A 25496-nucleotide genomic window follows, 5' to 3' on the forward strand; every position below is an offset into this window, starting at 1 on the left:
TGTCAGCTTTCCAAATTGTTAAAGAGCTAATCACTTCTTATGAAGTAACCATTTTTAAAAACTCTCAAGAGAGAATGTTTAAAGATGGTGGGCGATACCGGGCTCGAACCAGTGACCCCCTGCTTGTAAGGCAGGTGCTCTCCCAACTGAGCTAATCGCCCACATAAGTTTTTCGTCTTGTGGTAGACGTCAAGAATGGTGGAGCTATGCGGGATCGAACCGCAGACCTCCTGCGTGCAAGGCAGGCGCTCTCCCAGCTGAGCTATAGCCCCATCTTGAGAGTCATTCTTAAAGAATGGTGGGTCGTGCAGGATTCGAACCTGCGACCAATTGATTAAAAGTCAACTGCTCTACCAACTGAGCTAACGACCCAATGGTATCCCGTAGGGGAGTCGAACCCCTGTTACCGCCGTGAAAGGGCGGTGTCCTAGGCCTCTAGACGAACGGGACACTGGATTGAAGATATTGGGATATCTTCGTCTCTTTTACTTATAAACCGTATCAATCTGTGTGGACACTCATCGTGAGTAATCATCGTTTAAGGAGGTGATCCAGCGCCAGGTTCCCCTAGCGCTACCTTGTTACGACTTCACCCCAGTCATGAACCACAAAGTGGTAAGCGTCCTCCCGAAGGTTAAACTACCTACTTCTTTTGCAGCCCACTCCCATGGTGTGACGGGCGGTGTGTACAAGGCCCGGGAACGTATTCACCGTGGCATTCTGATCCACGATTACTAGCGATTCCGACTTCATGGAGTCGAGTTGCAGACTCCAATCCGGACTACGACGCACTTTTTGGGATTCGCTCACTATCGCTAGCTTGCTGCCCTCTGTATGCGCCATTGTAGCACGTGTGTAGCCCTACTCGTAAGGGCCATGATGACTTGACGTCGTCCCCACCTTCCTCCGGTTTATCACCGGCAGTCTCCCTGGAGTTCCCGACATTACTCGCTGGCAAACAAGGATAAGGGTTGCGCTCGTTGCGGGACTTAACCCAACATTTCACAACACGAGCTGACGACAGCCATGCAGCACCTGTCTCAGAGTTCCCGAAGGCACCAATTCATCTCTGAAAAGTTCTCTGGATGTCAAGAGTAGGTAAGGTTCTTCGCGTTGCATCGAATTAAACCACATGCTCCACCGCTTGTGCGGGCCCCCGTCAATTCATTTGAGTTTTAATCTTGCGACCGTACTCCCCAGGCGGTCTACTTAACGCGTTAGCTCCGAAAGCCACGGCTCAAGGCCACAACCTCCAAGTAGACATCGTTTACGGCGTGGACTACCAGGGTATCTAATCCTGTTTGCTCCCCACGCTTTCGCATCTGAGTGTCAGTATCTGTCCAGGGGGCCGCCTTCGCCACCGGTATTCCTTCAGATCTCTACGCATTTCACCGCTACACCTGAAATTCTACCCCCTCTACAGTACTCTAGTCTGCCAGTTTCAAATGCTATTCCGAGGTTGAGCCCCGGGCTTTCACATCTGACTTAACAAACCACCTGCATGCGCTTTACGCCCAGTAATTCCGATTAACGCTCGCACCCTCCGTATTACCGCGGCTGCTGGCACGGAGTTAGCCGGTGCTTCTTCTGTCGCTAACGTCAAATAATGCAGCTATTAACTACACTACCTTCCTCACGACTGAAAGTGCTTTACAACCCGAAGGCCTTCTTCACACACGCGGCATGGCTGCATCAGGCTTGCGCCCATTGTGCAATATTCCCCACTGCTGCCTCCCGTAGGAGTCTGGACCGTGTCTCAGTTCCAGTGTGGCTGATCATCCTCTCAGACCAGCTAGGGATCGTCGCCTTGGTGAGCCATTACCTCACCAACTAGCTAATCCCACCTAGGCATATCCTGACGCGAGAGGCCCGAAGGTCCCCCTCTTTGGCCCGTAGACATTATGCGGTATTAGCCATCGTTTCCAATGGTTATCCCCCACATCAGGGCAATTTCCTAGGCATTACTCACCCGTCCGCCGCTCGACGCCGTTATCGTTCCCCGAAGGTTCAGATAACTCGTTTCCGCTCGACTTGCATGTGTTAGGCCTGCCGCCAGCGTTCAATCTGAGCCATGATCAAACTCTTCAATTTAAGATTTTGTTCGGCTCAATGAATACTGAACATTACATAATGTAATGTTTGAATTGACTGTGCTGAATCTTTCGATTCAATGGTCACTTCGTATCATTGAAACCTAATTTGAAGCCGAAGCTTCTAATTGGATTATCATCAACGAGTGCCCACACAGATTGATAGGTCTATATTGTTAAAGAGCTTTCCGATTGAGCTTTGCTCAAATCGGACGGCCATTTTAGCGAGTTAAAGTTTAGTGTCAATCACTTTTTTCAAACTTTTTTCAAGCGTTTCCGCCTAGCTAATTGGCTTGCTAACTTGGCTTCTTACTTTCGAAACCTAAGCTTCGAAGCGTTGCCGTGTCAGCGAGGTGGCATTATAGAGATTGCGATCACATTGGCAAGCCCTTTTTCTCGTTTTTTTTGATTTTTTTATCGTTTGAATGTTTTTTATTCTAAAAGGCGAGTTTTTGCTACTCTTCTCACCAGATATCACCGTTATTAACGCTTTATAAGGAGTAAAGATGAGTTCAATGAGAAGTTATAAAGGTATACGTCCTCAGTTGGGCGAACGTGTATACGTCGACTCAACCTCTGTTTTAGTCGGTGATATCCGAATTGGCGATGATTCTAGTATCTGGCCATTGGTTGCAGCTCGGGGTGATGTAAACCATATCCATATTGGAGAGCGAACCAACATTCAAGATGGCAGCGTACTTCATGTAACTCATAAAAACGCAGAAAACCCCAAAGGCTACCCACTCACCATTGGTAATGATGTCACCATAGGTCACAAAGTGATGTTGCATGGCTGCGAGATCCACGATCGCGTCCTAGTCGGTATGGGCGCTATTATCTTAGACAACGTGGTAGTGGAATCAGATGTGATGATTGGGGCAGGAAGTTTGGTGCCACCAGGGAAGATATTAGAAAGTGGCTACTTATATGTTGGAAGCCCTGTTAAGCAAGCTCGCCCTCTATCAGATAAAGAACGAGCTTTCTTGCAAAAGTCTGCCAACAACTATGTGCAGAACAAAGACGACTACATTAACGAAGTAGAAGACATCAATGAGTAGTCAGGTATAGTCGGCTAATCGATAATGATATGGCCTTCTTCATCGAAGGCTTCATCTTCTATTAGCTCTTCAGCGATTTCTTCTAGGTCGAATCGGTAATCAGTAAACACTTTAATTGCCGCTTGCTCAGTTTCAATCAGTGAACCACTGAGCTTTTCTAACTTTTGTTTTGTTACATAGCACTCAATCAACGCACCAGATTGCTGCGCAGCAAAATTTACCGATTGTGATGCTTCATCCCAAGACTGCATGTCAGGGAATAGGATAGATTGATTCATTGATTATTGACCTTCAAGGTTCTTTCTTAGTTCTCTGAGAATTTGTTTAGCACCGGGACGTAAGCCGCGCCAGAGCATGAAGCTTTCTGCAGCCTGCCCAACTAGCATTCCAAGACCGTCATACGCATGAGCGGCACCATTTTCTCTTGCCCATAAGTTAAAGCTCGTCACCCCTTTGCCATAAATCATGTCATAGCTTGTACTGTTAGCGGCAAAGATAGAGGAAGAGATAGCAGGCAGTTCACCACTAAGAGAAGCGGAAGTGGAATTAATGATGACATCATACTTTTCATCAATACTTTCCATCTCTTTGGCTACTATAGGGCCATGAGAGACAAACAACTCTGCAAGCTCCTGTGCTTTACTAAAGGTACGGTTGGTAATGGTTAAAGAAGCCGACTTTTGATCAAGCAGTGGCTTAATAACACCACGAGCGGCACCACCAGCACCAATAATTAGGATTCGAGCACCTTCCAATACAACTTGGTGCTGAAGCAAATCTTGCACTAGACCTGCCCCATCGGTGTTGTCACCAATGATTTCACCATCATCTAACTTCTTGAGAGTGTTCACTGCGCCCGCCAACTGAGCACGCTCAGTCAGACGGTTAGCAAATTGATAAGCGTCTTCTTTAAATGGCATGGTAATGTTGCACCCCTTGCCACCTTCAGCAAAAAACACCTTAGCTGCATCAATAAAGCCATCAACAGGTGCACTTTCTGCGGTGTACACCAAAGACTGATTGGTTTGACGGGCAAACAAGGTGTGAATGAATGGCGACTTACTGTGTCCGATAGGGTTACCAAACACGGCATAGCGATCAATTTGCTGAGTCATTTCCTTACCTTTATTCCTTACTTATATAGAAAAAACAGGGCCACCTGATTACAGATGACCCTATCACTATCTATCTATATAGAAAAGGAGATTCAGCGCCTACCACTCTCGGGGCGTTAGGTATCGCTCGTAAAGCTCGGCCTCTGGAGAACCTGCTTGCGGCACATAGCTGTATTCCCAACGCGCAAGTGGTGGCATTGACATAAGAATCGACTCGGTACGACCACCACTTTGCAAACCAAACAGAGTGCCACGGTCATACACTAGGTTGAACTCTACGTAACGACCACGTCGGTACAGTTGGAACTCGCGCTCACGTTCACCAAATTCAATGTCTTTACGACGAGAAACGATCGGTAGGTAAGCTTGACAGTATCCCTCACCAACCGCTTTGATGTAGTCAAAGCACTTATCAAATTCCCACTGGTTTAGGTCATCAAAGAACAGACCGCCGACACCGCGAGTTTCATTTCGATGTGGTAGGAAGAAGTATTTATCACACCATGCTTTGTGCTCTGCGTAAACGTCTTCACCAAATGGTGCACAAAGCTGTTTTGCTGTGTCGTGCCATGATTGGCAATCTTCTTCAAATGGGTAGAAAGGCGTGAGGTCAAAACCACCACCAAACCACCAAATTGGGTCTTCACCGTCTTTCTCTGCAATAAAGAAGCGGACATTAGCGTGCGAAGTCGGTACATAAGGGTTTTTAGGGTGAATAACCAAAGAAACACCCATCGCTTCAAAACGACGACCCGCTAACTCTGGACGATGTGCTGTCGCTGATGCTGGCATTTCATTACCTTCTACATGAGAGAAGTTCACTCCTCCTTGCTCGAAGATAAGACCATCACGCAATACGCGAGTGCGGCCACCGCCACCAAGACGCTCTCCTTTTTCACGTTGCCAAGCATCTTCGACAAAGACGGCCTTTCCATCTTCTTGTTCTAGTTGCTGACAAATGGAATCCTGAAGTGACATCAAGAACTGCTTTACGGCGTGCTTATCGATTGCTGACATACGTGTAGTACCTATTGATTGCTGACTAGCAGGGTTAGCCCTGTCTTAATATTTGCGAGGTTTTAGCATCACGGATTTCACTAGGCTTGTCACGACCGCTGGTTTCACCACGTAAGATCGCCACAAGTCGGTCACCTAACTGTTCTTCAACTTCTTCCGTCGTCATACAAGGAGGCAGACCTGTAAGATTCGCGCTAGTAGAGGTTAGCGGCTTTCCGAATGCATTACACATCTTTTGTACTAAAGGATGATCAGTCACACGTACTGCAATCGAATCAAATTGACCCGATACCCAGTGAGAGACTTTGTCACTCGCAGGCATGATCCAAGTGTATGGCCCTGGCCAAGTTGCGTGGACTTTATCTAACTGATCTTGAGTCAACTGAGATTCATCAACATAAGGCAAAAGCTGCTCATAGCTCGCAGCAATAAGAATGAGCCCCTTCTCTACTGGGCGCTGCTTTAGCTCTAGCAACTTTTGAATCGCTTCTGGGTTATCTGGATCACAGCCGACACCAAATACGCCTTCTGTTGGATAGGCAATCACTTCGCCTTTTTGTAGTGCTTCAAGCACCTGTTCAAAGTTATCCACCAATTACTTCCTGATAGTCTTATCTGTTGTGTTTGCACTAAGTGTACAAATATTCATTCTCAGAGACTAAATCAATTTGTTTATAAAATGTATCAATACCATTTACAAACACACGCAAACGTTTGCTTGAGGTAAAAATCCCCGTATAATGCGCACAAATTTATCAGCTCACCTAATTTTGCAGCTTGAAGGAGTTTGAGATGAAAGTCGGTATCATCATGGGTTCTAAATCAGATTGGCCAACCATGAAACTAGCAGCAGACATGCTGGATCAATTTGGCGTGTCTTACGAAACAAAGGTGGTGTCAGCTCACCGTACTCCTCAATTATTGGCTGATTACGCAAGCAGTGCCAAAGAACGCGGTATTAAAGTCATCATCGCGGGTGCAGGCGGAGCCGCCCACCTACCAGGTATGGCAGCAGCGTTTACCAGCGTACCTGTGCTTGGCGTTCCAGTTCAGTCTCGTGCACTGAAAGGCATGGATTCACTGCTTTCTATCGTACAAATGCCAAAGGGTATTGCGGTTGGTACATTGGCGATTGGCGAAGCAGGCGCAGCAAACGCTGGCATCCTAGCAGCTCAAATCCTTGGTACACATGATGAAGCGATCATGGCAAAAGTCGAAGCGTTCCGTAACGAACAAACGGAAACCGTATTGGCGAACCCAAACCCTGCTGAGGATTAATCAGATGCATGTACTGGTTCTTGGTGCGGGTCAACTAGCTCGTATGATGTCTCTGGCTGGTGCGCCACTGAATATTCAAATATCAGCTTACGATGTGGGCAGCGGTAACATCGTTCATCCACTGACTCAGCACGTACTAGGCAACGGCTTAGAGAATGCAATTGAACAAGTAGACGTCATTACTGCTGAGTTCGAGCATATCCCACATGATGTGCTCGATGTTTGCGAAGCGAGCGGTAAGTTCTTACCAAGTACGCAAGCCATCAAAGCAGGTGGTGATCGCCGCATTGAAAAGGCATTACTTGATGATGCTGGCGTGCGTAACGCGAAATACTACGTAATCGAAACTCGTGAAGACTTTGATCGCGCAATTGAACACGTTGGTATGCCAATGGTTCTGAAAAGTGCATTGGGTGGTTACGATGGTAAAGGCCAGTGGCGCTTAAAAGAGACTTCTCAAGTCGAAGATATTTGGACAGAGATGGCAGAGTGCATCGCGGCAACACCAACTCAAGCGATTGTTGCTGAGGAATTTGTCCCTTTTAATCGCGAAGTTTCACTGGTTGGTGCCCGTGGTAAAGATGGCAGCGTTGAAGTATACCCTCTGGCAGAGAACGTCCACACCAATGGTGTATTGAGCCTTTCTACCGCGATTGATGCACCAGAGTTGCAAGAGCAAGCAAAACAGATGTTCACGGCCGTTGCCAACAGCTTGAATTACGTTGGTGTGCTAGCGCTGGAGTTCTTCGATGTTGACGGTACTTTGCTAGTTAATGAAATCGCACCACGCGTACACAACTCTGGTCACTGGACTCAACAAGGTGCAGAAACCTGTCAGTTTGAGAACCACCTACGCGCCGTGTGTGGCATGCCTTTGGGTAGCACTAAGCTGGTTCGTGAAACCTCGATGATTAATATTCTTGGTGAAGACACACTGCCAGAAGCATTGCTAGCGATGGATGGTTGTCACATTCATTGGTATGGCAAAGAAAAACGTGCGGGTCGCAAGATGGGCCACATCAACGTATGTGGTGACTACACTGGCGAACTTAATCGCAAACTTTGTGCATTAGCAGATGTTTTGGATGAACAGGCTTTCCCTGCTGTGCATGAATTTGCCAAGCAGTGGCAAGCATAGAAAAGCAGCGGAATAAATAGCAAAAGGGTCGCATGATGCGACCCTTTTTAATTCGTACTGAAGGTTATTGTGATTGAGTATGCTGGCACTTCCGGCTCGCGCATTGCAGTTTAACCCCGCTGGCCAGTTTCTTTTCTACCAACAAGGTAAATCCACATTCCTCGCAGCGGCCTCTAACAGGTGGCAAGTTCACCGCAAACTTGCACTTCGGATAGTTATCACACGCGTAGAATGTTTTCCCAAATCGGGTTTTACGCTCAACCAAATGTCCTTTGCCACATTCAGGGCAAGCGTGTTGCTCTTTCGCTTGCTGCTCTGGCTCAGGTTGGTTAATCGACTCAATATGATGGCATGCTGGGTAATGGCTACAACCAACGAACATACCGTAGCGCCCTTGGCGAAGTACCAATTCATTGCCACACTCAGGGCAAGGCACACCCAACTCTTTCACGATGTGACCGTCATTGCTGTGTAGCGGCTTAATGTAATCGCAACTTGGGTATTGGCTACAACCTAAAAAAGGACCGTGTTTACCGTGCTTAAGCGACACTTCCCCACCGCATTTAGGGCAAGGTTCGCGCTCAAGCGCATGCTCGTGTGCCGAGAAAAGGTTGTGATCGATTTTACTACTCATACTCACCGCTCAAGCGAAGATATTAATGAAGAATACCTTGTTCCTTGGTGTACAGCAGCTCTTCCATCAGCGTGTAGGCGTTTTCGTTGCCTGGAACATTAAACAGCACCATAAGAATGATCCATTTGAGGTCCTCAAGCTCAAACTCATTGGTTTCAAGCCCCATTACACGGTCGATAACCATCTCACGCGTTTCGGTGGTCAGAACATTGATTTGCTCTAGGAACAACAAGAACCCACGACATTCGAGGTCCAGTCGCTGCATTTCTGAAGCGGTATAGATACGTGTCGATGCCGATGCAATGCAGGTTGAAATGGCTGAATGTTCATCGCTTTGTTGCAATGCCGCCAGCTCTTCTAACCAGACAAGGGCTTTGTAGATGTCTTTTTGCTGGAAGCCTGCACGAAGCAATTCATCTTCCAATTCGTCTTGTTCGACTTGTAACTCTGCATCGCTATGGATGTAGGTTTCGAATAGATACATAAGTATATCCATCATCATAGCTAGCCCCTCCCCTTTCGAATATAGCCACCGGATACTGCAACAACATGCCCTGAAAGCTCAAGCTCTAAGAGCTGCATCATGACTTCTTGGACAGGTATATTGGTCCTGCTTGCAAGAATATCAACTGGTGTAGCCTCATTTCCTACGTTAGCTAACAGCTGAGGAAATGGCAATTCTTCTTCATCAATTGGCGCAGAAAATAAATCTAAGCTCTGATTAATAGACCAGTCGAGTAAAGACTGTATTTCATTCAGCACCTCTTGAGTATTTTGTACGAGGCAAGCCCCGTTACGAATCAATTGATTACCACCACTGGCGTTAGGAGCATTAATCGAAGCTGGCAGAGCGAAAACTTCTCGACCTTGCTCAAGGGCATAGCGAGCAGTGATTAAGGAACCACTTTTTTCAGCCGCTTCCACCACCAAAACACCCAGCGACAAACCACTGATAATTCGATTACGACGTGGGAAGTTTTCTGCGCGAGGTTTAGCATCAGGACGAAACTCAGAGACAAGCGCACCATTTTCCATCACTCGCTGCGCTAAACCTCGGTGTCTTGCTGGGTACACTTGTTCCAACCCAGAACCAAGCACTGCGATGGTTTTACCGCCAGCTAAAAGCGCGCCATCATGAGCATGACCATCAATACCTAATGCTAAACCACTGGTGACGATCAGATCGTGTTGTACCAAGTCTGATGCAAAGCTTCTTGCATGTTGTAGTCCATCCACGCTGGCATTACGACTGCCAACCATGGCTATTTGTGGCTGAGACAAGCAGCTCGCGTCTCCCTTTACGAATAATAAAGGAGGCGGTGCGACGGTTTGTTTGAGAAGTGGCGGGTACAAAGCATCCGCCAAAGTAAGAATATGATGATGAGAAGATGCTGCAGCCCAAGTCAGACAAGCATCGACTTCTTTATCGACCTGTGACCACGCTTGCAGTTGTTTTGCCGTTAAGCCCAAAAGCTGAAGCTGCTCCGTGGAATATTGGACAATATTACTCGGCGTGTCTTTGCTCAGTAGCTTACTCAGCTTGACCCCGCCAATGCCTGGCAAACAACTCAGCTTTAGCCAGGCAGCGAGATCCGTATCATTGCGTGGTTTCATTGGTGGTTGATTCCTCTACCAGAGGAGAAACCACAGATACCTCTTTATTGATTGGTTTGGTGCTATTGGTGATCAGAGCAAGGCTGAAATATTCATAAGGGCGAATCACGAGTAATTCACCAACTTTACTCTGTGGCAAAGTGATCTTAGAGTCGAGAAAACCGTTGTCCTTGGCAAAGTCATCACCATCTTTATAAACAGGATGCGCATCTTCTTTAAGATCGAACACACTGCCTTGGCGAAGTTCGTCCGATGTGCCTTTATCGATCACCACCACTTGGTTGGTCGAGCTAAAGCGAATGCCTTCAATATTCCCCAATAACTTAGCAGAACTGCCTTGCGGAGAAGGTAATGGATAGAAGGTGGCCGTGAAATCCCCGTTTTCTAATGCTTGAACCGGCAAAGCAATATCATTACGGATAATCTCTTGCAGTTGAGTGGTGATTTTCAGTCCTGAAAATTCATCCGACGCCTCGATCAACTCACCTTTGGCAATCAAACGTAATGCCGTGATTTGTTGTGATACATCATCTCGAGAGAAAGTTTCCACAGGTCGATAGATTGCCCAATCTGTCCATGCTTGCTTGCCACTGATATACAGCGTGTCTTCTGCAGTCAGGTATTTACTGCCTTTACTGCTGCCCATCACCTTCGCCGCGTTTTCTAATGTCTCATCATCCACTAAGCGATCGGATTTTAAGTACGGCATTACCAAACCTTCGGCTACGGTAGGTACCGCTTTCTTTTCAGTGATGCGAGCTTTAGGGCTGAGTTTTTTGACGGGTTTTAAGCTCAAGACTGGCTGACCGTTAATCCACACCAGCGATAACTTGTCTCCCGGATAAATCAGGTGCGGGTTATCGATTTCTGGGTTCACTTGCCACAAACGAGGCCACAACCAAGGGCTATCAAGGTACATCGCTGAAATATCCCAAAGCGTATCACCTTTCACCACAACGTAAGTTTTGGGTGCATCATCTTTAACGGTAAGTGGTTGGGAGTCCGTATTTGCTACAACATTGAAAGAGAAAAGTAACGGCAACGTAATACGAGAAACGTTGCGGAAAATTCGATTCATGACCCTCGTCCTTGGTCTATTAGGCAGTTACCAGAATGGAAATTGGTATCAGGATGCTGTCATTTAGGTCATAAAATGTCTAGAATTGAGCCAACAAGGTTTGTGCTGTTACGGCACAGTTCAATATTTCGAGTGAATATGTCTGTATTACAAGTATTAACATTCCCAGATGATCGCCTGCGTACCGTTGCAAAACCTGTAGAAGAGGTGACACCTGAGATTCAAAAAATCGTCGATGACATGATTGAAACCATGTACGACGAAGAAGGTATTGGCCTTGCGGCAACGCAGGTTGATGTCCACAAACGGATCGTAGTTATCGATATTTCAGAGACTCGCGATGAGCCGATGGTGCTTATCAACCCAGAGATTCTGGAAAAGCGTGGCGAAGACGGCATCGAAGAAGGCTGTCTATCGGTACCAGGTGCTCGCGCACTTGTGCCTCGCGCTGCTGAAGTTACGGTTAAAGCCCTAGATCGCGACGGCAAAGAATACACATTTGACGCTGACGATCTGCTAGCAATCTGCGTTCAACACGAACTAGACCACCTAATGGGTAAACTGTTCGTTGATTACCTATCGCCACTTAAGCGTAAGCGTATTCAAGACAAGCTAGCGAAAATCAAACGCTTTAACGAGAAACAGCAAAACGCTTAATCTCGATACAATTTAATTAGAAGGAAGCCTACCTTGAGTCAGTCTTTACGTATTGTCTTTGCAGGTACTCCGGATTTCGCCGCCCGTCACTTGGCGGCGTTGTTGTCTTCGGAGCACGAAGTAATTGCGGTATACACTCAACCAGACCGCCCAGCAGGTCGTGGTAAGAAGCTTACTGCCAGCCCAGTGAAAACCATCGCGCTTGAGCACGATATTCCGGTATACCAGCCAGAAAACTTCAAATCAGATGAAGCCAAGCAAGAGCTTGCTGATCTGAACGCCGACATCATGGTGGTTGTGGCTTACGGTCTATTGCTTCCACAAGTCGTGCTAGATACGCCTAAACTGGGCTGTATTAACGTGCACGGTTCGATTCTTCCTCGCTGGCGTGGTGCAGCTCCTATCCAACGCTCAATTTGGGCTGGTGATGCAGAAACAGGTGTAACCATCATGCAGATGGACATTGGCTTGGATACAGGTGACATGCTGAAAATCGCAACATTGCCGATTGAAGCAAGTGACACCAGCGCATCTATGTACGAAAAACTTGCAGGCTTAGGCCCTGATGCTCTGATTGACTGCCTAGCAGACATCGCAACAGGTAAAGCTGAGCCAGTGAAGCAAGATGACGAGCTTGCAAACTACGCGAAGAAGCTAAGCAAAGAAGAAGCACGCATTAATTGGAATGACGACGCGGCACACATCGAGCGTTGCGTTCGCGCATTCAACCCATGGCCAATGAGCCACTTTGAAGCGGCTGAAAACAGCATCAAAGTATGGCAAAGCCGTGTGGCGGAACAAACCAGTGACAAGCCAGCGGGTACTATTGTGCAAGCAGATAAAACCGGCATTTATGTTGCGACAGGCAATGGCACACTGGTACTGGAACAACTGCAAGTTCCGGGTAAAAAAGCCATGTCAGTTCAAGATATTTTGAACTCACGTGCATCTTGGTTTGAAGTTGGCACCCAACTGGTTTAAAAAGCCAGACAATAGTGTCAAAGACCAATAATACGAACTTTTAGAGGGCAGAGATGCCCTCCTTTACTTTAAGGTACTCATCATGAATGTTCGCGCTGCGGCTGCCAACGTCTTGTATCTTGTCGTCGACAAGGGCCACTCACTTTCAAGCGCTCTTCCAGCGGCTCAACAAAACGTACGACCACGTGACCACGCTCTTCTACAAGAGATCTGTTACGGCGCTCTACGTTACCTCCCTCGCCTAGAAATGATTGCAAACCAATTGATGGATAAGCCGTTAAAAGGCAAACAACGCGTTTTCCATCACCTTATTTTGGTTGGCATTTATCAACTAAGCTTCATGCGTATTCCTGCGCACGCTGCAGTCGGTGAAACGGTTGAAGGTACTAAAGAGCTGAAAGGTCCTCGTCTGCGCGGTCTTATCAACGCGGTATTGCGTAACTACCAGCGCAACCAAGAAGAACTAGACCAAATGGCGGTCAGCAACAATGCGGGCAAGTACGGCCACCCAAGCTGGTTACTTAAACTGCTGCAAGAAGCTTACCCAGAACAGTGGGAAAGCATTGTTGAAGCCAACAACCAAAAAGCGCCAATGTGGCTGCGTGTAAACCACCAGCACCACACTCGTGATGAATACCTAACGCTACTCAAAAATGAAAACATTGATAGCACGCCACACACACAAGCAATGGACGCCCTAAAATTGGCCGCGCCATGCGATGTGATGAAACTACCAGGCTTTGAAAAAGGTTGGGTATCGGTGCAAGATGCGGCAGCACAGCTGTCGATTAACTATCTTGAACCAAAAGATGGCGAACTGATCCTAGACTGCTGTGCAGCACCGGGCGGTAAGACAGCACATATTCTTGAGCGTACGTCTGGCAGCGAAGTGGTAGCGATTGACTGCGACGACACACGTCTTAAGCGTGTGCACGAAAACCTGAAGCGTCTCAACCTTCAGGCAAAAGTGGTTTGCGGCGATGCGCGTAATCCTCAAGAATGGTGGCAAGGTGAACAATTTGATCGCATTTTGCTGGACGCTCCATGTTCTGCAACGGGCGTAATTCGTCGTCACCCAGACATCAAATGGCTACGTCGTGCTGATGATATTGCCGCACTTGCGGAACTACAGAGCGAAATTTTTGATGCAATGTGGACGCAACTGAAACCGGGCGGCACCATGGTTTACGCGACTTGCTCAATCACACCACAAGAAAACGTAGAGCAAGTAAAAGCGTTCTTAGCACGTACTGCGGATGCGCAACTAGTGGACTCTGATCCCGAACAACCTGGTCGTCAAATTCTACCAGGTGAAGAAGATATGGATGGTTTCTACTACGCAGTGCTAACGAAAAAACACGCGTAACAGCATGCTAAATAGGGCGATTGAAGCAAATTCAATCGCCTTTTTCAGATAACGAGTAAAGAGTATGAAAATCATTATTCTTGGTGCTGGTCAGGTTGGCGGCACATTGGCAGAAAACCTCGTTGGTGAGAATAACGACATCACCATCGTCGACAAAAATGGCGACCGACTGCGAGAGTTGCAAGACAAGTACGATCTTCGTGTTGTTAATGGTCACGCGAGTCACCCAGATGTGTTGCGTGAAGCCGGTGCGCAAGACGCCGACATGCTAGTTGCGGTGACCAACACCGATGAGACCAATATGGCGGCGTGTCAGGTTGCCTTCACTCTGTACAATACCCCAAACCGTGTTGCACGTATTCGTTCTCCAGAGTATCTGGCAGAAAAAGAAGCGCTATTCAAATCTGGTGCAATCCCTGTCGATCACCTTATCGCACCTGAAGAGCTGGTAACCAGTTACATCGAACGCCTCATCCAATATCCTGGCGCATTGCAAGTCGTCAGCTTTGCCGAGCAAAAAGTCAGCCTAGTCGCAGTAAAAGCCTACTATGGTGGCCCGCTGGTTGGTAACGCTCTATCTGCTCTGCGTGAACACATGCCACACATCGATACTCGTGTTGCTGCAATTTTCCGTCAAGGTCGCCCTATTCGCCCACAAGGCACCACCATCATAGAAGCCGATGATGAAGTCTTCTTTGTTGCAGCAAGTAACCACATTCGCTCGGTAATGAGTGAACTTCAGCGCCTTGAGAAACCTTACCGCCGCATCATGATTGTCGGTGGTGGTAACATCGGTGCCAGCTTAGCAAAACGCCTAGAGCAAGCTTACAGTGTGAAGTTGATTGAGCGTAACTATCAGCGTGCAGAAAAACTGTCTGAGCAGCTAGAAAACACCATCGTCTTTTGTGGTGATGCTGCGGATCAAGAACTGCTGACCGAAGAAAACATCGACCAAGTAGATGTGTTCATCGCGTTAACCAACGAGGATGAAACCAACATCATGTCAGCGATGTTGGCAAAACGCATGGGCGCGAAGAAAGTGATGGTGCTGATCCAGCGCGGCGCTTATGTCGACCTAGTACAAGGCGGCGTGATTGATGTGGCGATCTCACCACAGCAAGCGACGATTTCTGCTCTACTCACGCACGTTCGTCGTGCTGACATCGTTAACGTATCTTCTCTGCGTCGTGGCGCGGCAGAAGCCATCGAAGCCGTTGCGCACGGTGACGAAACCACATCAAAAGTGGTCGGTCGCGCGATTGGTGATATCAAACTCCCACCAGGAACCACCATTGGTGCTATCGTTCGTGGCGAAGAAGTCCTTATCGCACACGATCGTACCGTCATCGAACAAGATGACCACGTCGTGATGTTCCTGGTCGACAAAAAGTACGTACCAGACGTCGAAGCGCTGTTCCAGCCGAGTCCATTCTTCCTCTAGGATTTTCCTATGGTCAACTTACGTCCCGTACTGTTTGTTATCGGGCTGGTTTTATCCAAACTGGCCCTTTTTATGTACGTGCCGACTTTGGTCGCGTTTTTCACTGGTACGGGCGGATTCCTCGATTTCGCCCAAGCCGTTGTGATCACCCACCTAGCCGCATTCATCTGTTTGACGATTGGTCGAACCGCCAAGTTCAAACTCAGTGTGCGTGATATGTTCCTTATCACCAGTTTGGTATGGACCATCGCCAGTGCGTTTGCTGCATTGCCGTTTGTGTTTATCAACCACATTAGCTTTACCGACGCCTACTTCGAAACCATGTCTGGCATCACCACCACAGGCTCTACTGTACTCAGTGGTTTAGACAACATGGCACCGAGTATCTTGTTGTGGCGTTCCATCTTGCAATGGTTGGGTGGTATTGGCTTTATCGTAATGGCGGTAGCTATTCTACCAATGCTTAACGTTGGTGGTATGAAGCTATTCCAAACCGAATCGTCTGATTGGTCTGATAAGAGCAGCCCGAGAGCCAAGACCGTCGCGAAGAACATCGTATTGGTGTACCTGATGCTGACAGGCTTGTGTATTGTGGGTTATTTGCTGACTGGCATGAACCTGTTTGAAGCAATCAACCACGCGTTTACAACCCTATCTACGGGTGGATACTCAACATCAGACGGTTCGATGAACCACTTCTCTAATGGTGCGCACTGGGTCGCGACCACCTTTATGTTCCTTGGTGGCCTGCCATTCCTGTTGTTTGTTGCCGCGCTACGCAAGCGCAGTGTCGAAGTATTAATTAGAGATGCTCAGGTACGCGGTTTTGCCTACTTGTTCTTATTCTCTAGCTTAGTGATTTCTGCTTGGTTGGTGATTCGCGATGGTTACACCATTTTGGATGCACTGCGCGTTTCAATGTTCAACATCGTATCGGTGGTGACGACAACTGGGTTTGGTCTAGAAGACTTCACCGCATGGGGCGCTCTACCTACCACGCTGTTTGCTTTCTTAATGATGGCGGGCGCGTGTTCGGGCTCGACCTCCGGCGGGATTAAAATCTTCCGCTTCCAGATCGCGATGACGCTGCTTAACAAGCAAATCATGAAGCTGATTCATCCATCTGGCGTGTTCGTTCAGCGCTACAACCAACGCCCAGTGAATGACGATATTGTTCGTTCAGTGGTGGCATTTGGTTTGATGTTCTTTATCACCATCATCTTTATCGCAGGCTGCTTAAGTGCACTTGGCCTAGACCCTGTGACCAGTATTTCTGGTTCCATTACCGCAGTAGCGAACGTGGGTCCGGGTATGGGCAGCGTGATTGGCCCAACTGGTAACTTTGCACCTTTACCAGACGCAGCTAAGTGGCTACTAAGCTTTGGTATGTTGATGGGCCGTTTGGAAATTCTGACTATTCTTGTACTGTTCTTCCCTGCGTTTTGGCGCCGTTAAACAGACTCAAATAAAAGGTATAACAATGAAAACATGGATCACTCTGGCGACCCTACTCGCCTCTTCATCGGTTTACGCAGCCGAAGTTGTGAAACTGGCGGATGGACGCGAAGTAAAACTGAACGACGACTTCACGTGGGAATATGTCGTGAAAAAGGCCACACCAAAAGCCGCAGATACCACACTAGAGAAAGTTGAAGCAGTAGAAGCTGCGGCTGTCGTAGCCTCAACCACCGCCGTTGAAGCCGTGGCAACATCAGCTCCTGCAACAACGAAGATGGCGACAATTCCAGTTGTGACCAAGAAAGTCGGTACCACCGTTGTTGTAAACGCGAAGAAGCCAACCATGCAGCTGTCTGATTCAGGTGTGGATGTATTGATTGGCTCGGCAAGCTACGAGGATGGTGAACTGATCTTCCCTACTTCTATCACGAACCAAAGCTCACAATCAGTGATTCAGGTAGAAGTGGAAGTGCAGGTATTCGATATGACTGGCAAACAATTGGCGAAAGAAAACATCACGGTTTGGCAATCTATCAAACGCATGGCAGATACCTACCTTCGCCCACAACAGGCCGAGCAAGGTAAAGCGGTTAAACTGGCAGTGCCACAGTCGCAGCAATACCAGTTCTCAGCAGAAGTATTAGAAGTGAAAACTCGCTAATACGATAAGACATGCTTTGTCGGGTTTATCTCTATCAGTTAGATAGGCTCGACAAAGTAATAAATCGCGAAGAAGTGACACACACAACCCGCCAACACAAAGCCGTGCCAAATTGCGTGATTAAATGGGATTCGCTTGGCAACGTAGAAAATCACCCCGATCGAATACACCAATCCACCCGCGGCTAAAAGCGTCAAACCACCAATATCCAGATTTATCGCCAGTTGGTAAATCACGATCAACGATAACCAGCCCATCACCAAATACGTCATCAAAGACAATTTTTTGAATCGGTAGACAAACGCGACTTTCATGATGATGCCGATCAGCGCGATGGTCCAAATCACAATCATCAATCCAATCGCCAATGGGGTCCGCAGGCTCACCAATAGAAACGGTGTGTAGCTACCGGCAATCAAAAGATAGATGGCGCAGTGGTCGAAGGTTTTCAGCCAACGCTTAGCTTTTGGATATGGGATCGCATGGTAGAGCGTAGAGGCCAGAAACAGGACTATCATGCTAGAACCATAGATCGCCATACTGGTAATGGTTAACGCGTCGGCTTGGTGGTCGACAGCTTTAATCAATAGTAGTACCAAGCCAACAATACCGAAAATCATTCCGATACCATGGGTAATGGAGTTGGCCAGTTCTTCGCCCTGACTGTATTGTGCTTTCTGAGGTGAGGACATGAACGTGCCTATACTAGAGTTTTGAATATTCACTCTAGTATGGCACATTAAGCGTACACGTGTAAGCTTAAATTAAGACTCGTGTGCAGCCGTGGTTTGTTCGAGGTAATTCAGGATTAATGGGCCAACGTCATCCAGTTTAGTGTTCACCGGGATGCTCAGTTCGCGTTTTAGTTTGCCACTCCCGAGTAAGCTTGCCAGCATGCCACTTGCTCCGCTGCGGGTGCGGTCCACTTCAAACCACAGTTTGAGGTTCTGCTCGTCGCGGTGAGCAACAAATTCCAACTCTCGCCATACGCCATGATACGGGCCATCGGTTGGCACCATTTCAAACTCTTGTACAAATGGCAGGTCAAAGCCTTTGACTTCTTCGCACTCTACTTGGCGAATGCGCAAACCTTGCGATTCAAAAGCAGACAAAACGGCATCCATAAGTGGGTCAGGTCTAACGGTGAGAATGTCTTTGTCGGTAGGATCGAGAGCCATCGCAACGTCCAAACCCGTTTCTAACCAGACTTTGGCATCACCGATGGTGACAGGGGTATTCCACGGCACATCAAGTTTAACTTCGAAGGTTCGATCTTCGCCGGGATGGATAGTAAATGCGTATGGGAGGTTCCACTTTGCCAGAACATGCGTTTGGGGTACGCGTCGCATGCTGTGCCCTTCTCTTGCTCCGCGATCGTCTGGCGCTTCCGCGATATAACGGCAACACAGCTTGAGATCGATGTTATCGATCGCTTGTTCGGTCGCTCCGCCATAAACGTGGATAGAAACATCCACACTCTGACCGGGAAACAGCACGTCTTGGTTTAGGATCGAATCGACCTTAGCACTGCCGATCCCAAAACTCGCAAGTGTCTTCTTCAAAAATGACATATGCACCTCCTTGGTAGAGATCTCATACTACTACTGCTGATCATGGGATCAAAACAAATTTTCGTCTCGAATTCGCACAGAAAACCATAAATTCCATACAATTCAACTGCTCAACTATCGACCAATTATGACAGGAGTGCTAACCTATACATGATATGCATGCATATCGTTATTCCTGATTCATTATTTGGATTGGCGAGAGCCAGAAGAGCCACCCTTCAAGCAGTTGAAGCTCAACTCATAGTGAGTTAGGCCATTACATCGGCAATGGATATGCCTGGCAGTTAGGTATCTAAATGCGCCCAACAACAGTCAGGTTCGCACATACAAATCGTAGTGCAATGCGCCGTCGCAGTGGTTTTACTACTGCGCCAAAGGCAAAACTAGTTGCGCCAGCAATGACTCTGGTTGAGAAGACAGCGATTGTGCCAAGTGTTCCAAACAAAGTTATCAAAGCAGCTTAATTAAAAAGCGCGGCAATCACCGCGCTTTTTTCTTTTCTCTCCGCCCTTTCCTATTTGGTGTTCGCCAAGCAATTTGATACCTTTAGTAGCAAATAACACCTATAAATTCTGTGGAGAAAGAAATGAAGTGTCATCGTATTGAAGAGCTGCTTGAGCTACTAGAGCCTGAGTGGCATAAAGACCAAGAAATGAACCTGCTACAGTTCATCATGAAACTGGCAAACGAAGCGGGTTACGAAGGTAAACTGGAAGATCTCACCGATGACGTGTTGATCTATCACCTAAAAATGCGCAACAGCGGCAAAGATGAAATGATTCCAGGTCTTAAGAAAGACCAAGAAGATGATTTCAAAACAGCGATCCTACGCGCACGCGGTATCATCAAGTAAACCGCCCAACACCCAGCATTGATAAGCGACTCATTTGAGTCGCTTTTTTTATAACTAAATCAAACAGTTCAAAAAGGTATTTATAACTGTTCAGTCATTTATCAGGTTAACTGTACTGACTTTTGTTGTTAAACGTTGACTGCGTTAAAGAAACGGAATTGTTATTGATTGTATAATCGCCGTTCATCAGTATTTACTAAAATAATTATGTCCAGTCATGAATAATGATATGGGCGAAGCAGCAATGTCATCGAGTGACATCATTAGAAATGTCGCCGTACATTATAAGAAAGCCTAAAGAAGGATGAGTGCATGAGTCAGGATAAGATTGATATCAAAGATGTGACTCCAAAAACCTTTAACCCGAAAACCCACAAAGGGAACGGGGATCGTTTCAACCCAAGTAATCGAATCTATGTACGTGAGAGTAAAGGCACGTTTCAAAAGCTACGTCGTTATGGCGGTTGGTTTTTGTTGCTGTTGTTTGCATTGGTTCCATGGATTCCTTACGGCGAGCGCCAAGCCATTTTGCTGGACATCGGTAACCAGCAGTTCAACTTTTTCGGCACAACGCTGTATCCACAAGACCTTACCCTACTCGCACTGCTGTTTGTAATCGCCGCGTTTGGATTGTTCTTTATCACCACCTTCTTGGGGCGGGTTTGGTGTGGCTACTTATGCCCGCAAACCGTGTGGACCTTCATTTATATTTGGTTTGAGGAAAAGCTCGAAGGCAGTGCTAATAAGCGCCGTAAGCAGGACTCCAATAAACTGACGGCCAATTTAGCGATGCGCAAAACCCTCAAGCATATAGCATGGTTTGCGATAGCCCTCGCCACTGGCTTCACCTTTGTCGGTTATTTCGTGCCGATGAAGCAGCTGGTTATCGACTTTTTCACCTTTAATGCCAACTTCTGGCCAGTCTTCTGGGTGATGTTCTTTGCCATTTGTACCTACGGCAATGCAGGCTGGATGCGCTCTATCATGTGTATTCACATGTGTCCTTACGCGCGTTTCCAATCCGCAATGTTCGACAAAGACACCTTCATCGTGGGCTACGACACCAAGCGTGGTGAAAAGCGTGGCCCTCGTTCACGTAAAGCTGATCCAAAGCAGCTTGGTTTAGGTGACTGTATCGATTGTGACTTGTGTGTTCAGGTATGTCCGACCGGCATCGATATCCGCGATGGCTTGCAGTATGAGTGTATCAACTGTGGTGCATGTATTGATGCGTGTGACAACACTATGGAGCGCATGGGTTACGAGAAAGGTCTGATCAACTACACCACAGAGCATCGCCTCTCAGGTAAGAGCACCAAAGTCATGCGTCCAAAACTGCTTGGCTATGGCGCTGTACTGTTAGTCATGATTGGTCTGTTCTTCCTACAAATCGCATCGGTTGATCCAGCAGGCATGAGTGTTCTACGTGACCGTAACCAATTGTTCCGAGTGAACAGCTCTGGCGAAGTAGAAAACACCTATACCTTGAAAGTGATCAACAAAACTCAACAAGTTCAAGAGTACGACTTGAACGTCGAAGGTTTGAGTGATGTCAGTTGGTATGGCAAACAAACCATTCAAGTTGAACCAGGAGAAGTATTGAACTTACCGATGAGCCTTGGCGCAGATCCTGACAAGCTAGACTCTGCGATCACGACAATTCAGTTTATACTCACCGATAAGAGCAACGAATTCACCATTGAAGTGGAAAGCCGATTTATTAAGAAGCTATAACTTCAATGACCAATGGAAAAAGGCTCAGTAATGAGCCTTTTTATTTATATGTCCCAAGGTACTTTCAACTTTGATGCCCTCACGCCTGACTTTATGTGGTACGCGCTAGAGAGCATCGGCATTCGAGCAGAATCGGGCTTTCTAGCACTCAACAGCTACGAAAACCGCGTTTACCAATTCACAGACGAAGAGCGTCAGCGCTACGTGGTGAAGTTCTACCGCCCTGAACGTTGGAGCAACGAGCAAATTCAAGAAGAGCATGATTTCACGCTTGAATTGATCGACAACGAAATACCGGTCGCTCCACCCGTTCGCATTAATGGTCATACTCTGCATCATTACCAAGGCTACGGCTTTGCTTTGTTTGAGAGCGTGGGTGGCCGTCAGTATGAAGTCGACAACTTAGATCAGCTCGAAGGCGTAGGTCGTTTCCTTGGCCGCATCCACAAAGTCGGTAGCCGCCAAGCCTTCCAACACCGACCAACCATAGGCTTGCAAGAATATCTCTATCAACCAAGAGATATTCTGCAAAACGCCAACATGATTCCGATGCATTTGGAGAACAGCTTCTTCAATGATTTGGATATGCTGATCAAGTCGATTGAAAGCCACTGGCAAGAAGGCTTCAACACGATTCGTCTGCATGGCGATTGCCATCCGGGGAACATCTTATGGCGCGATGGCCCAATGTTTGTCGATTTGGATGACTCACGTAATGGCCCAGCAGTACAAGACTTATGGATGCTGCTCAATGGCGAACGCCAAGACAAGCTAATGCAATTAGATATTGTTTTAGAAGGTTACCAAGAGTTTTGCGATTTTAACTCGGCAGAATTGAAACTAATCGAACCACTTCGCGGTCTACGAATGGTGCACTATATGGCATGGCTAGCAAAACGTTGGCACGACCCGGCATTTCCGCTCGCTTTTCCATGGTTTAATGAGCCAAAATACTGGGAAGGTCAGGTCCTTGCATTTAAAGAGCAGATTGCCAACTTAGAAGAAGCACCGCTATCTTTAATGCCTCAATGGTAAGTCAGGCCGAACAATTCAAAATGGAGATAATTAAATGAAAAAGCTGTTCGCACTGTTTTCTATGCTGATGCTAAGCCTGTCGGCACATGCAGCGCAATTCAAAGAAGGTGAACATTACAAAGTATTGGATCTAGAGGCATCGAAAAAGCCTGTAGTGACTGAGTTCTTCTCTTTCTACTGCCCACACTGTCATTCTTTCGAGCCGATCATTCAGCAACTGAAGAAGCAGCTACCTGAAGGTGTGAAACTGCAAAAGAACCACGTGTCATTCATGGGTGGCAATATGGGTCCTTCAATGAGCAAAGCTTACGCGACCATGGTTGCGCTTAAAATTGAAGACAAGATGGTACCAGTGATGTTTAACCGCATTCACAACATGCGTAAAGCACCACGTGACGATGCAGAACTTCGTCAAATCTTCCTAGATGAAGGCGTAGATGCGAAGAAATTCGATGCTGCATTCAAAGGCTTCGCAGTTGATTCAATGGTTCGCCGTATGGACAAGCAATTTGAAAACAGCGGTCTAACTGGTGTTCCAGCGGTTATCGTTAACAACAAATACCTAGTTCAAGCACAGGGCATTAAGTCTACTGACGAGTACTTTGCGCTAGTGAACTACTTGCTGACGCTGAAGTAATTCAGACCATCATTAAAAAGGGGAGCACATTGCTCCCCTTTCTATTTATGAATCTCTTGCAGCACTTGGTCTTTCTCTTGCCAAACATCGCCTAACCATTGTTGGAACTGACGTTTGTACGGCTTGTCATTGAAGTAATCACCTAACACTCGCTCATCTACTGGCAGAACCTTCACTCGCACTACAATTTTGGTCATACGCCCCATCAGCATATCTTTAAAGGGTTTATGGGTGTTTTCTGGATACGCTAAGGTCACATCGATGATGTTCTCAAACTGCTCCCCCATGGCCGCTAACGTATAAGCAATGCCACCAGATTTAGGTTGCAACAAATGTTGATAACCCGCTCGGCTCTTACGCTGCTTATCTTGAGTAAAGCGTGTGCCCTCTACATAGTTCACCACCGTGGTGGGCGTATGTTTAAACTTGGCGCACGAACGGCGCGTGGTTTGCAGATCTTGCCCACGTTTGTCTGGATTACGAAGCAAATACTCTCGCGAATAGCGACGCATGAACGGCATATCTAACGCCCAGCATGCCATTCCGATAAAAGGCACATATAATAGCTGCTGCTTAAGGAAAAATTTTGGCATCGGAATGCGATCTTTAAACACGCAACACAGTACAACAATGTCAGTCCAACTAAGATGATTACTGATCAGTAAGTACCAGCCATCTTTCTTTAGGTTTTCACCGCCTTGAACATCCCATTCGACGCGATTAGAGAGCGCAAGAATACCGGCGTTGACCGTTGCCCACACCCACATCATTTTGTTGGCAGCCTCGGTGCCTTTGGCTTTGAGCTTCGCAGTTGGAAGCAACAGCTTAAAAATTGCGATGATACAAATTGCGATGGAACAAACCGCAGAATTTATAATCACAAAAGAAGCGTTAAAAATGAGTAACAAATATGCCAACATGGTAACCAATCAGTAACTATAGCGCGTGAGTAATAAAACAGCGTGTAATTATACGAATCCGTTGCCACATTGAAACATTTGTAAGAATGGTCAGATTTGTTTCACTGTAAAACTGGACCAACGCTCAAATAACATCTTTCATTCGACAAACAAGGAGAAAGCGAATGAATCCAAGGCTAACCTTACTGCCTTTGGCCTTTATCGTCAGTTCAGCACAAGCTCAACTTGCAGAAACAGCAGGTTTTAGCGGTGAGATTTCGTTGAACGCAGGCTTCGTCTCATCAGAATCCAACTTCAATACAGACAGCAACAGCACTATCACGTCATTGAATCAGCGTGCCGAAAGTGATGAATCTTTTATCGTTGCACCGCTAGGCAGCGCAGCGTATACCTTTGGTAACAAACTCAATCACCAAGTGTATGCCGGTACCACTCGTTCCGATATTGCGATCGGTACTCTCGCCTTCCAACTTGGTTACAAATACCAACTGGCTTCAGGCACTGTGCTCGATTTTTCCTACTTACCAACCATCTTGGAGGGAGAAACTTGGCAAGATCCGTACTTAATGGGGCAGACGAGAAACACCACCGATGAGGGCGGCAATGCGTTTCGTCTCCAAATCAATCGCTTCTTAGACGACAACTTTAATCTTGATTTGGCGTACGCAGATAAAGACGTAGAAAAAGACACCGTGACCGATTCATCTTTGCTACGTGATGCAAAGATCTACCACATCAAAGGCGACTACCGTATACCGCTTAGCCGCACGTCGATGCTGCAACCTGCATTTACTTATGTCTATCAAGATGCAGATGGCGAAGCGGAATCCTTCGACTCTTACCGATTCGAATTAAGTTGGTTCCAGTTCGTCAATCGCCATCGTTTTGCAGTTACGGCAGGTTACACGCTGAAAAACTACGAAGCAGCCAGTGACACATTCGATAAGACACGTGATGACGGTAAGCTCAGCTTGTTTGCGGCCTACGAGTACAAGAATGTATTCGATTGGCAAAACTGGTCACTCATCTCTCTGGCAGGTTACGGGAACAACGATTCCAACATCACCTTCTACGATGAGAAAGAATACCTGCTGTCTGTCGGTTTGAACTACGACTTCTAGACACGTAAATCGCAGTGAGCAAAACCGCTCACTGCGATT

Annotated in this window: 26 protein-coding genes, 4 tRNA genes and 1 rRNA gene; 15 read left to right on the forward strand and 16 right to left on the reverse strand. The window is 47.1% G+C overall.

The window, feature by feature from the left end; translation table 11 throughout:
* Nucleotides 1-85: 85 nt before the first annotated feature.
* The 5 genes from A9237_RS08040 to A9237_RS08060 all read right to left on the reverse strand — a co-directional run bounded on the left by A9237_RS08040 (nt 86) and on the right by A9237_RS08060 (nt 2091).
* A tRNA-Val gene (locus A9237_RS08040) sits at nt 86-161 on the reverse strand.
* Between the two features lie 35 nt (nt 162-196).
* Nucleotides 197-272 (reverse strand) — tRNA-Ala (locus tag A9237_RS08045).
* 24 nt (nt 273-296) lie between these two features.
* Nucleotides 297-372: transfer RNA gene (locus A9237_RS08050), tRNA-Lys, on the reverse strand.
* Nucleotides 373-374: 2 nt separating this feature from the next.
* Nucleotides 375-450, reverse strand: a tRNA-Glu gene (locus A9237_RS08055).
* Nucleotides 451-539: 89 nt separating this feature from the next.
* Nucleotides 540-2091, reverse strand: a 16S ribosomal RNA gene (locus A9237_RS08060).
* A gap of 505 nt (nt 2092-2596) precedes the next feature.
* On the opposite strand from A9237_RS08060, the gene A9237_RS08065 reads away from it, so the two are divergent.
* Complete coding sequence (locus tag A9237_RS08065; RefSeq protein ID WP_078608008.1) at nt 2597-3148, forward strand: gamma carbonic anhydrase family protein; 552 nt, start codon at nt 2597-2599, stop codon at nt 3146-3148.
* Between the two features lie 14 nt (nt 3149-3162).
* Here A9237_RS08065 and A9237_RS08070 read toward each other — a convergent pair whose 3' ends face one another.
* The 4 genes from A9237_RS08070 to tsaC all read right to left on the reverse strand — a co-directional run bounded on the left by A9237_RS08070 (nt 3163) and on the right by tsaC (nt 5872).
* Nucleotides 3163-3426: a DUF1488 family protein gene (locus A9237_RS08070; protein ID WP_009708001.1), complete on the reverse strand. Its 264-nt coding sequence runs from the start codon at nt 3424-3426 to the stop codon at nt 3163-3165.
* Nucleotides 3427-3429: 3 nt separating this feature from the next.
* Nucleotides 3430-4263 carry a shikimate dehydrogenase gene (gene aroE / locus A9237_RS08075; RefSeq protein ID WP_078608009.1) on the reverse strand — a complete coding sequence of 278 codons (834 nt, stop codon included), beginning with the start codon at nt 4261-4263 and terminating at the stop codon, nt 3430-3432.
* 99 nt (nt 4264-4362) lie between these two features.
* Nucleotides 4363-5280, reverse strand: coding sequence for an oxygen-dependent coproporphyrinogen oxidase (gene hemF, locus A9237_RS08080; protein WP_078608010.1), 918 nt, complete (start codon nt 5278-5280; stop codon nt 4363-4365).
* Nucleotides 5281-5314: 34 nt separating this feature from the next.
* Complete coding sequence (gene tsaC, locus A9237_RS08085) at nt 5315-5872, reverse strand: L-threonylcarbamoyladenylate synthase type 1 TsaC (protein ID WP_045416825.1); 558 nt, start codon at nt 5870-5872, stop codon at nt 5315-5317.
* Nucleotides 5873-6072: 200 nt separating this feature from the next.
* On the opposite strand from tsaC, the gene purE reads away from it, so the two are divergent.
* Both purE and A9237_RS08095 read left to right on the forward strand, forming a co-directional pair.
* Nucleotides 6073-6558 carry a 5-(carboxyamino)imidazole ribonucleotide mutase gene (purE, locus tag A9237_RS08090; protein ID WP_005440742.1) on the forward strand — a complete coding sequence of 162 codons (486 nt, stop codon included), beginning with the start codon at nt 6073-6075 and terminating at the stop codon, nt 6556-6558.
* Nucleotides 6559-6562: 4 nt separating this feature from the next.
* On the forward strand, nt 6563-7696 hold the full coding sequence (locus tag A9237_RS08095) for a 5-(carboxyamino)imidazole ribonucleotide synthase (RefSeq protein WP_078608011.1): 1134 nt from the start codon (nt 6563-6565) through the stop codon (nt 7694-7696).
* A 64-nt stretch (nt 7697-7760) separates the two neighbouring features.
* Here the strand turns inward: A9237_RS08095 and A9237_RS08100 are convergent, their stop codons facing one another.
* From A9237_RS08100 to A9237_RS08115, 4 genes are read right to left on the reverse strand one after another with little or no spacing between them, the layout of a single operon-like run.
* The gene (locus tag A9237_RS08100) at nt 7761-8330 is read right to left on the reverse strand and encodes a DNA topoisomerase family protein (RefSeq protein WP_009708006.1); all 570 of its coding nucleotides are present in this window, start codon (nt 8328-8330) and stop codon (nt 7761-7763) included.
* A gap of 22 nt (nt 8331-8352) precedes the next feature.
* Nucleotides 8353-8832 carry a DUF494 family protein gene (locus A9237_RS08105; protein WP_005429833.1) on the reverse strand — a complete coding sequence of 160 codons (480 nt, stop codon included), beginning with the start codon at nt 8830-8832 and terminating at the stop codon, nt 8353-8355.
* Between the two features lie 2 nt (nt 8833-8834).
* Nucleotides 8835-9944 (reverse strand): DNA-processing protein DprA, encoded by a 1110-nt coding sequence (gene dprA, locus A9237_RS08110; protein WP_078608012.1) that lies wholly within the window; start codon nt 9942-9944, stop codon nt 8835-8837.
* On the reverse strand, nt 9928-11022 hold the full coding sequence (locus A9237_RS08115; RefSeq protein WP_078608013.1) for a LysM peptidoglycan-binding domain-containing protein: 1095 nt from the start codon (nt 11020-11022) through the stop codon (nt 9928-9930). Before A9237_RS08115 ends, dprA begins: the two co-directional genes overlap by 17 nt.
* A gap of 138 nt (nt 11023-11160) precedes the next feature.
* On the opposite strand from A9237_RS08115, the gene def reads away from it, so the two are divergent.
* The 6 genes from def to A9237_RS08145 all read left to right on the forward strand — a co-directional run bounded on the left by def (nt 11161) and on the right by A9237_RS08145 (nt 17586).
* Nucleotides 11161-11679 carry a peptide deformylase gene (def, locus tag A9237_RS08120; protein ID WP_033006323.1) on the forward strand — a complete coding sequence of 173 codons (519 nt, stop codon included), beginning with the start codon at nt 11161-11163 and terminating at the stop codon, nt 11677-11679.
* 33 nt (nt 11680-11712) lie between these two features.
* Nucleotides 11713-12660: a methionyl-tRNA formyltransferase gene (gene fmt / locus A9237_RS08125; protein ID WP_038896195.1), complete on the forward strand. Its 948-nt coding sequence runs from the start codon at nt 11713-11715 to the stop codon at nt 12658-12660.
* An 82-nt stretch (nt 12661-12742) separates the two neighbouring features.
* On the forward strand, nt 12743-14026 hold the full coding sequence (gene rsmB / locus A9237_RS08130; RefSeq protein WP_020196736.1) for a 16S rRNA (cytosine(967)-C(5))-methyltransferase RsmB: 1284 nt from the start codon (nt 12743-12745) through the stop codon (nt 14024-14026).
* Between the two features lie 64 nt (nt 14027-14090).
* A complete protein-coding gene (trkA, locus tag A9237_RS08135) occupies nt 14091-15467 on the forward strand; it encodes a Trk system potassium transporter TrkA (protein ID WP_005440765.1) in 1377 nt (458 codons plus the stop codon).
* A 9-nt stretch (nt 15468-15476) separates the two neighbouring features.
* Nucleotides 15477-16922, forward strand: coding sequence for a TrkH family potassium uptake protein (locus A9237_RS08140; RefSeq protein ID WP_038896194.1), 1446 nt, complete (start codon nt 15477-15479; stop codon nt 16920-16922).
* A 25-nt stretch (nt 16923-16947) separates the two neighbouring features.
* The gene (locus A9237_RS08145; protein ID WP_078608014.1) at nt 16948-17586 is read left to right on the forward strand and encodes a DUF3157 family protein; all 639 of its coding nucleotides are present in this window, start codon (nt 16948-16950) and stop codon (nt 17584-17586) included.
* Nucleotides 17587-17624: 38 nt separating this feature from the next.
* Here the strand turns inward: A9237_RS08145 and trhA are convergent, their stop codons facing one another.
* Entirely contained in the window at nt 17625-18278 is a 654-nt protein-coding gene (gene trhA, locus A9237_RS08150) for a PAQR family membrane homeostasis protein TrhA (RefSeq protein WP_020196733.1), read from the reverse strand.
* Between the two features lie 72 nt (nt 18279-18350).
* Nucleotides 18351-19157 carry a sporulation protein gene (locus tag A9237_RS08155; protein WP_020196732.1) on the reverse strand — a complete coding sequence of 269 codons (807 nt, stop codon included), beginning with the start codon at nt 19155-19157 and terminating at the stop codon, nt 18351-18353.
* Between the two features lie 296 nt (nt 19158-19453).
* Here A9237_RS08155 and A9237_RS27045 point away from each other — a divergent pair, with 296 nt between their 5' ends.
* From A9237_RS27045 to A9237_RS08175, 5 genes are all read left to right on the forward strand, one after another.
* Complete coding sequence (locus A9237_RS27045; RefSeq protein ID WP_020196731.1) at nt 19454-19621, forward strand: hypothetical protein; 168 nt, start codon at nt 19454-19456, stop codon at nt 19619-19621.
* 122 nt (nt 19622-19743) lie between these two features.
* The gene (locus tag A9237_RS08160; RefSeq protein ID WP_005429763.1) at nt 19744-20010 is read left to right on the forward strand and encodes a YihD family protein; all 267 of its coding nucleotides are present in this window, start codon (nt 19744-19746) and stop codon (nt 20008-20010) included.
* A gap of 312 nt (nt 20011-20322) precedes the next feature.
* Nucleotides 20323-21744: a cytochrome c oxidase accessory protein CcoG gene (gene ccoG, locus A9237_RS08165; protein WP_020196730.1), complete on the forward strand. Its 1422-nt coding sequence runs from the start codon at nt 20323-20325 to the stop codon at nt 21742-21744.
* 48 nt (nt 21745-21792) lie between these two features.
* Nucleotides 21793-22779 carry a serine/threonine protein kinase gene (locus A9237_RS08170; RefSeq protein ID WP_078608711.1) on the forward strand — a complete coding sequence of 329 codons (987 nt, stop codon included), beginning with the start codon at nt 21793-21795 and terminating at the stop codon, nt 22777-22779.
* Nucleotides 22780-22813: 34 nt separating this feature from the next.
* On the forward strand, nt 22814-23416 hold the full coding sequence (locus tag A9237_RS08175; RefSeq protein WP_005440776.1) for a thiol:disulfide interchange protein DsbA/DsbL: 603 nt from the start codon (nt 22814-22816) through the stop codon (nt 23414-23416).
* A gap of 41 nt (nt 23417-23457) precedes the next feature.
* On the opposite strand, the gene A9237_RS08180 is transcribed toward A9237_RS08175, so the two are convergent.
* On the reverse strand, nt 23458-24336 hold the full coding sequence (locus tag A9237_RS08180; protein ID WP_078608015.1) for an acyltransferase: 879 nt from the start codon (nt 24334-24336) through the stop codon (nt 23458-23460).
* A gap of 164 nt (nt 24337-24500) precedes the next feature.
* Between A9237_RS08180 and A9237_RS08185 the strand changes: the two genes are divergently transcribed.
* Complete coding sequence (locus A9237_RS08185) at nt 24501-25457, forward strand: DUF2860 domain-containing protein (RefSeq protein ID WP_078608016.1); 957 nt, start codon at nt 24501-24503, stop codon at nt 25455-25457.
* Nucleotides 25458-25496: the final 39 nt, after the last annotated feature.

Origin of the sequence: Vibrio owensii, from assembly GCF_002021755.1 — a bacterium.
In the GTDB taxonomy this organism is placed as follows: domain Bacteria; phylum Pseudomonadota; class Gammaproteobacteria; order Enterobacterales; family Vibrionaceae; genus Vibrio; species Vibrio owensii.

Bases quoted from the DNA above. Each gene is read 5' to 3' on its own strand.
- A9237_RS08145 (WP_078608014.1), top strand. From the start codon at position 16,948: ATGAAAACATGGATCACTCTGGCGACCCTACTCGCCTCTTCATCGGTT.
- A9237_RS08175 (WP_005440776.1), top strand. From the start codon at position 22,814: ATGAAAAAGCTGTTCGCACTGTTTTCTATGCTGATGCTAAGCCTGTCG.
- A9237_RS08160 (WP_005429763.1), top strand. From the start codon at position 19,744: ATGAAGTGTCATCGTATTGAAGAGCTGCTTGAGCTACTAGAGCCTGAG.
- A9237_RS08180 (WP_078608015.1), bottom strand. From the start codon at position 24,336: ATGTTGGCATATTTGTTACTCATTTTTAACGCTTCTTTTGTGATTATA.
- trhA (WP_020196733.1), bottom strand. From the start codon at position 18,278: ATGTCCTCACCTCAGAAAGCACAATACAGTCAGGGCGAAGAACTGGCC.
- A9237_RS08070 (WP_009708001.1), bottom strand. From the start codon at position 3,426: ATGAATCAATCTATCCTATTCCCTGACATGCAGTCTTGGGATGAAGCA.
- trkA (WP_005440765.1), top strand. From the start codon at position 14,091: ATGAAAATCATTATTCTTGGTGCTGGTCAGGTTGGCGGCACATTGGCA.
- A9237_RS08100 (WP_009708006.1), bottom strand. From the start codon at position 8,330: ATGAGTAGTAAAATCGATCACAACCTTTTCTCGGCACACGAGCATGCG.
- rsmB (WP_020196736.1), top strand. From the start codon at position 12,743: ATGAATGTTCGCGCTGCGGCTGCCAACGTCTTGTATCTTGTCGTCGAC.
- A9237_RS08155 (WP_020196732.1), bottom strand. From the start codon at position 19,157: ATGTCATTTTTGAAGAAGACACTTGCGAGTTTTGGGATCGGCAGTGCT.
- A9237_RS08115 (WP_078608013.1), bottom strand. From the start codon at position 11,022: ATGAATCGAATTTTCCGCAACGTTTCTCGTATTACGTTGCCGTTACTT.
- A9237_RS08170 (WP_078608711.1), top strand. From the start codon at position 21,793: ATGTCCCAAGGTACTTTCAACTTTGATGCCCTCACGCCTGACTTTATG.
- purE (WP_005440742.1), top strand. From the start codon at position 6,073: ATGAAAGTCGGTATCATCATGGGTTCTAAATCAGATTGGCCAACCATG.
- ccoG (WP_020196730.1), top strand. From the start codon at position 20,323: ATGAGTCAGGATAAGATTGATATCAAAGATGTGACTCCAAAAACCTTT.
- A9237_RS08185 (WP_078608016.1), top strand. From the start codon at position 24,501: ATGAATCCAAGGCTAACCTTACTGCCTTTGGCCTTTATCGTCAGTTCA.
- A9237_RS08105 (WP_005429833.1), bottom strand. From the start codon at position 8,832: ATGATGATGGATATACTTATGTATCTATTCGAAACCTACATCCATAGC.
- aroE (WP_078608009.1), bottom strand. From the start codon at position 4,263: ATGACTCAGCAAATTGATCGCTATGCCGTGTTTGGTAACCCTATCGGA.
- A9237_RS08095 (WP_078608011.1), top strand. From the start codon at position 6,563: ATGCATGTACTGGTTCTTGGTGCGGGTCAACTAGCTCGTATGATGTCT.
- A9237_RS08065 (WP_078608008.1), top strand. From the start codon at position 2,597: ATGAGTTCAATGAGAAGTTATAAAGGTATACGTCCTCAGTTGGGCGAA.
- A9237_RS27045 (WP_020196731.1), top strand. From the start codon at position 19,454: ATGCGCCCAACAACAGTCAGGTTCGCACATACAAATCGTAGTGCAATG.
- hemF (WP_078608010.1), bottom strand. From the start codon at position 5,280: ATGTCAGCAATCGATAAGCACGCCGTAAAGCAGTTCTTGATGTCACTT.
- A9237_RS08140 (WP_038896194.1), top strand. From the start codon at position 15,477: ATGGTCAACTTACGTCCCGTACTGTTTGTTATCGGGCTGGTTTTATCC.
- def (WP_033006323.1), top strand. From the start codon at position 11,161: ATGTCTGTATTACAAGTATTAACATTCCCAGATGATCGCCTGCGTACC.
- dprA (WP_078608012.1), bottom strand. From the start codon at position 9,944: ATGAAACCACGCAATGATACGGATCTCGCTGCCTGGCTAAAGCTGAGT.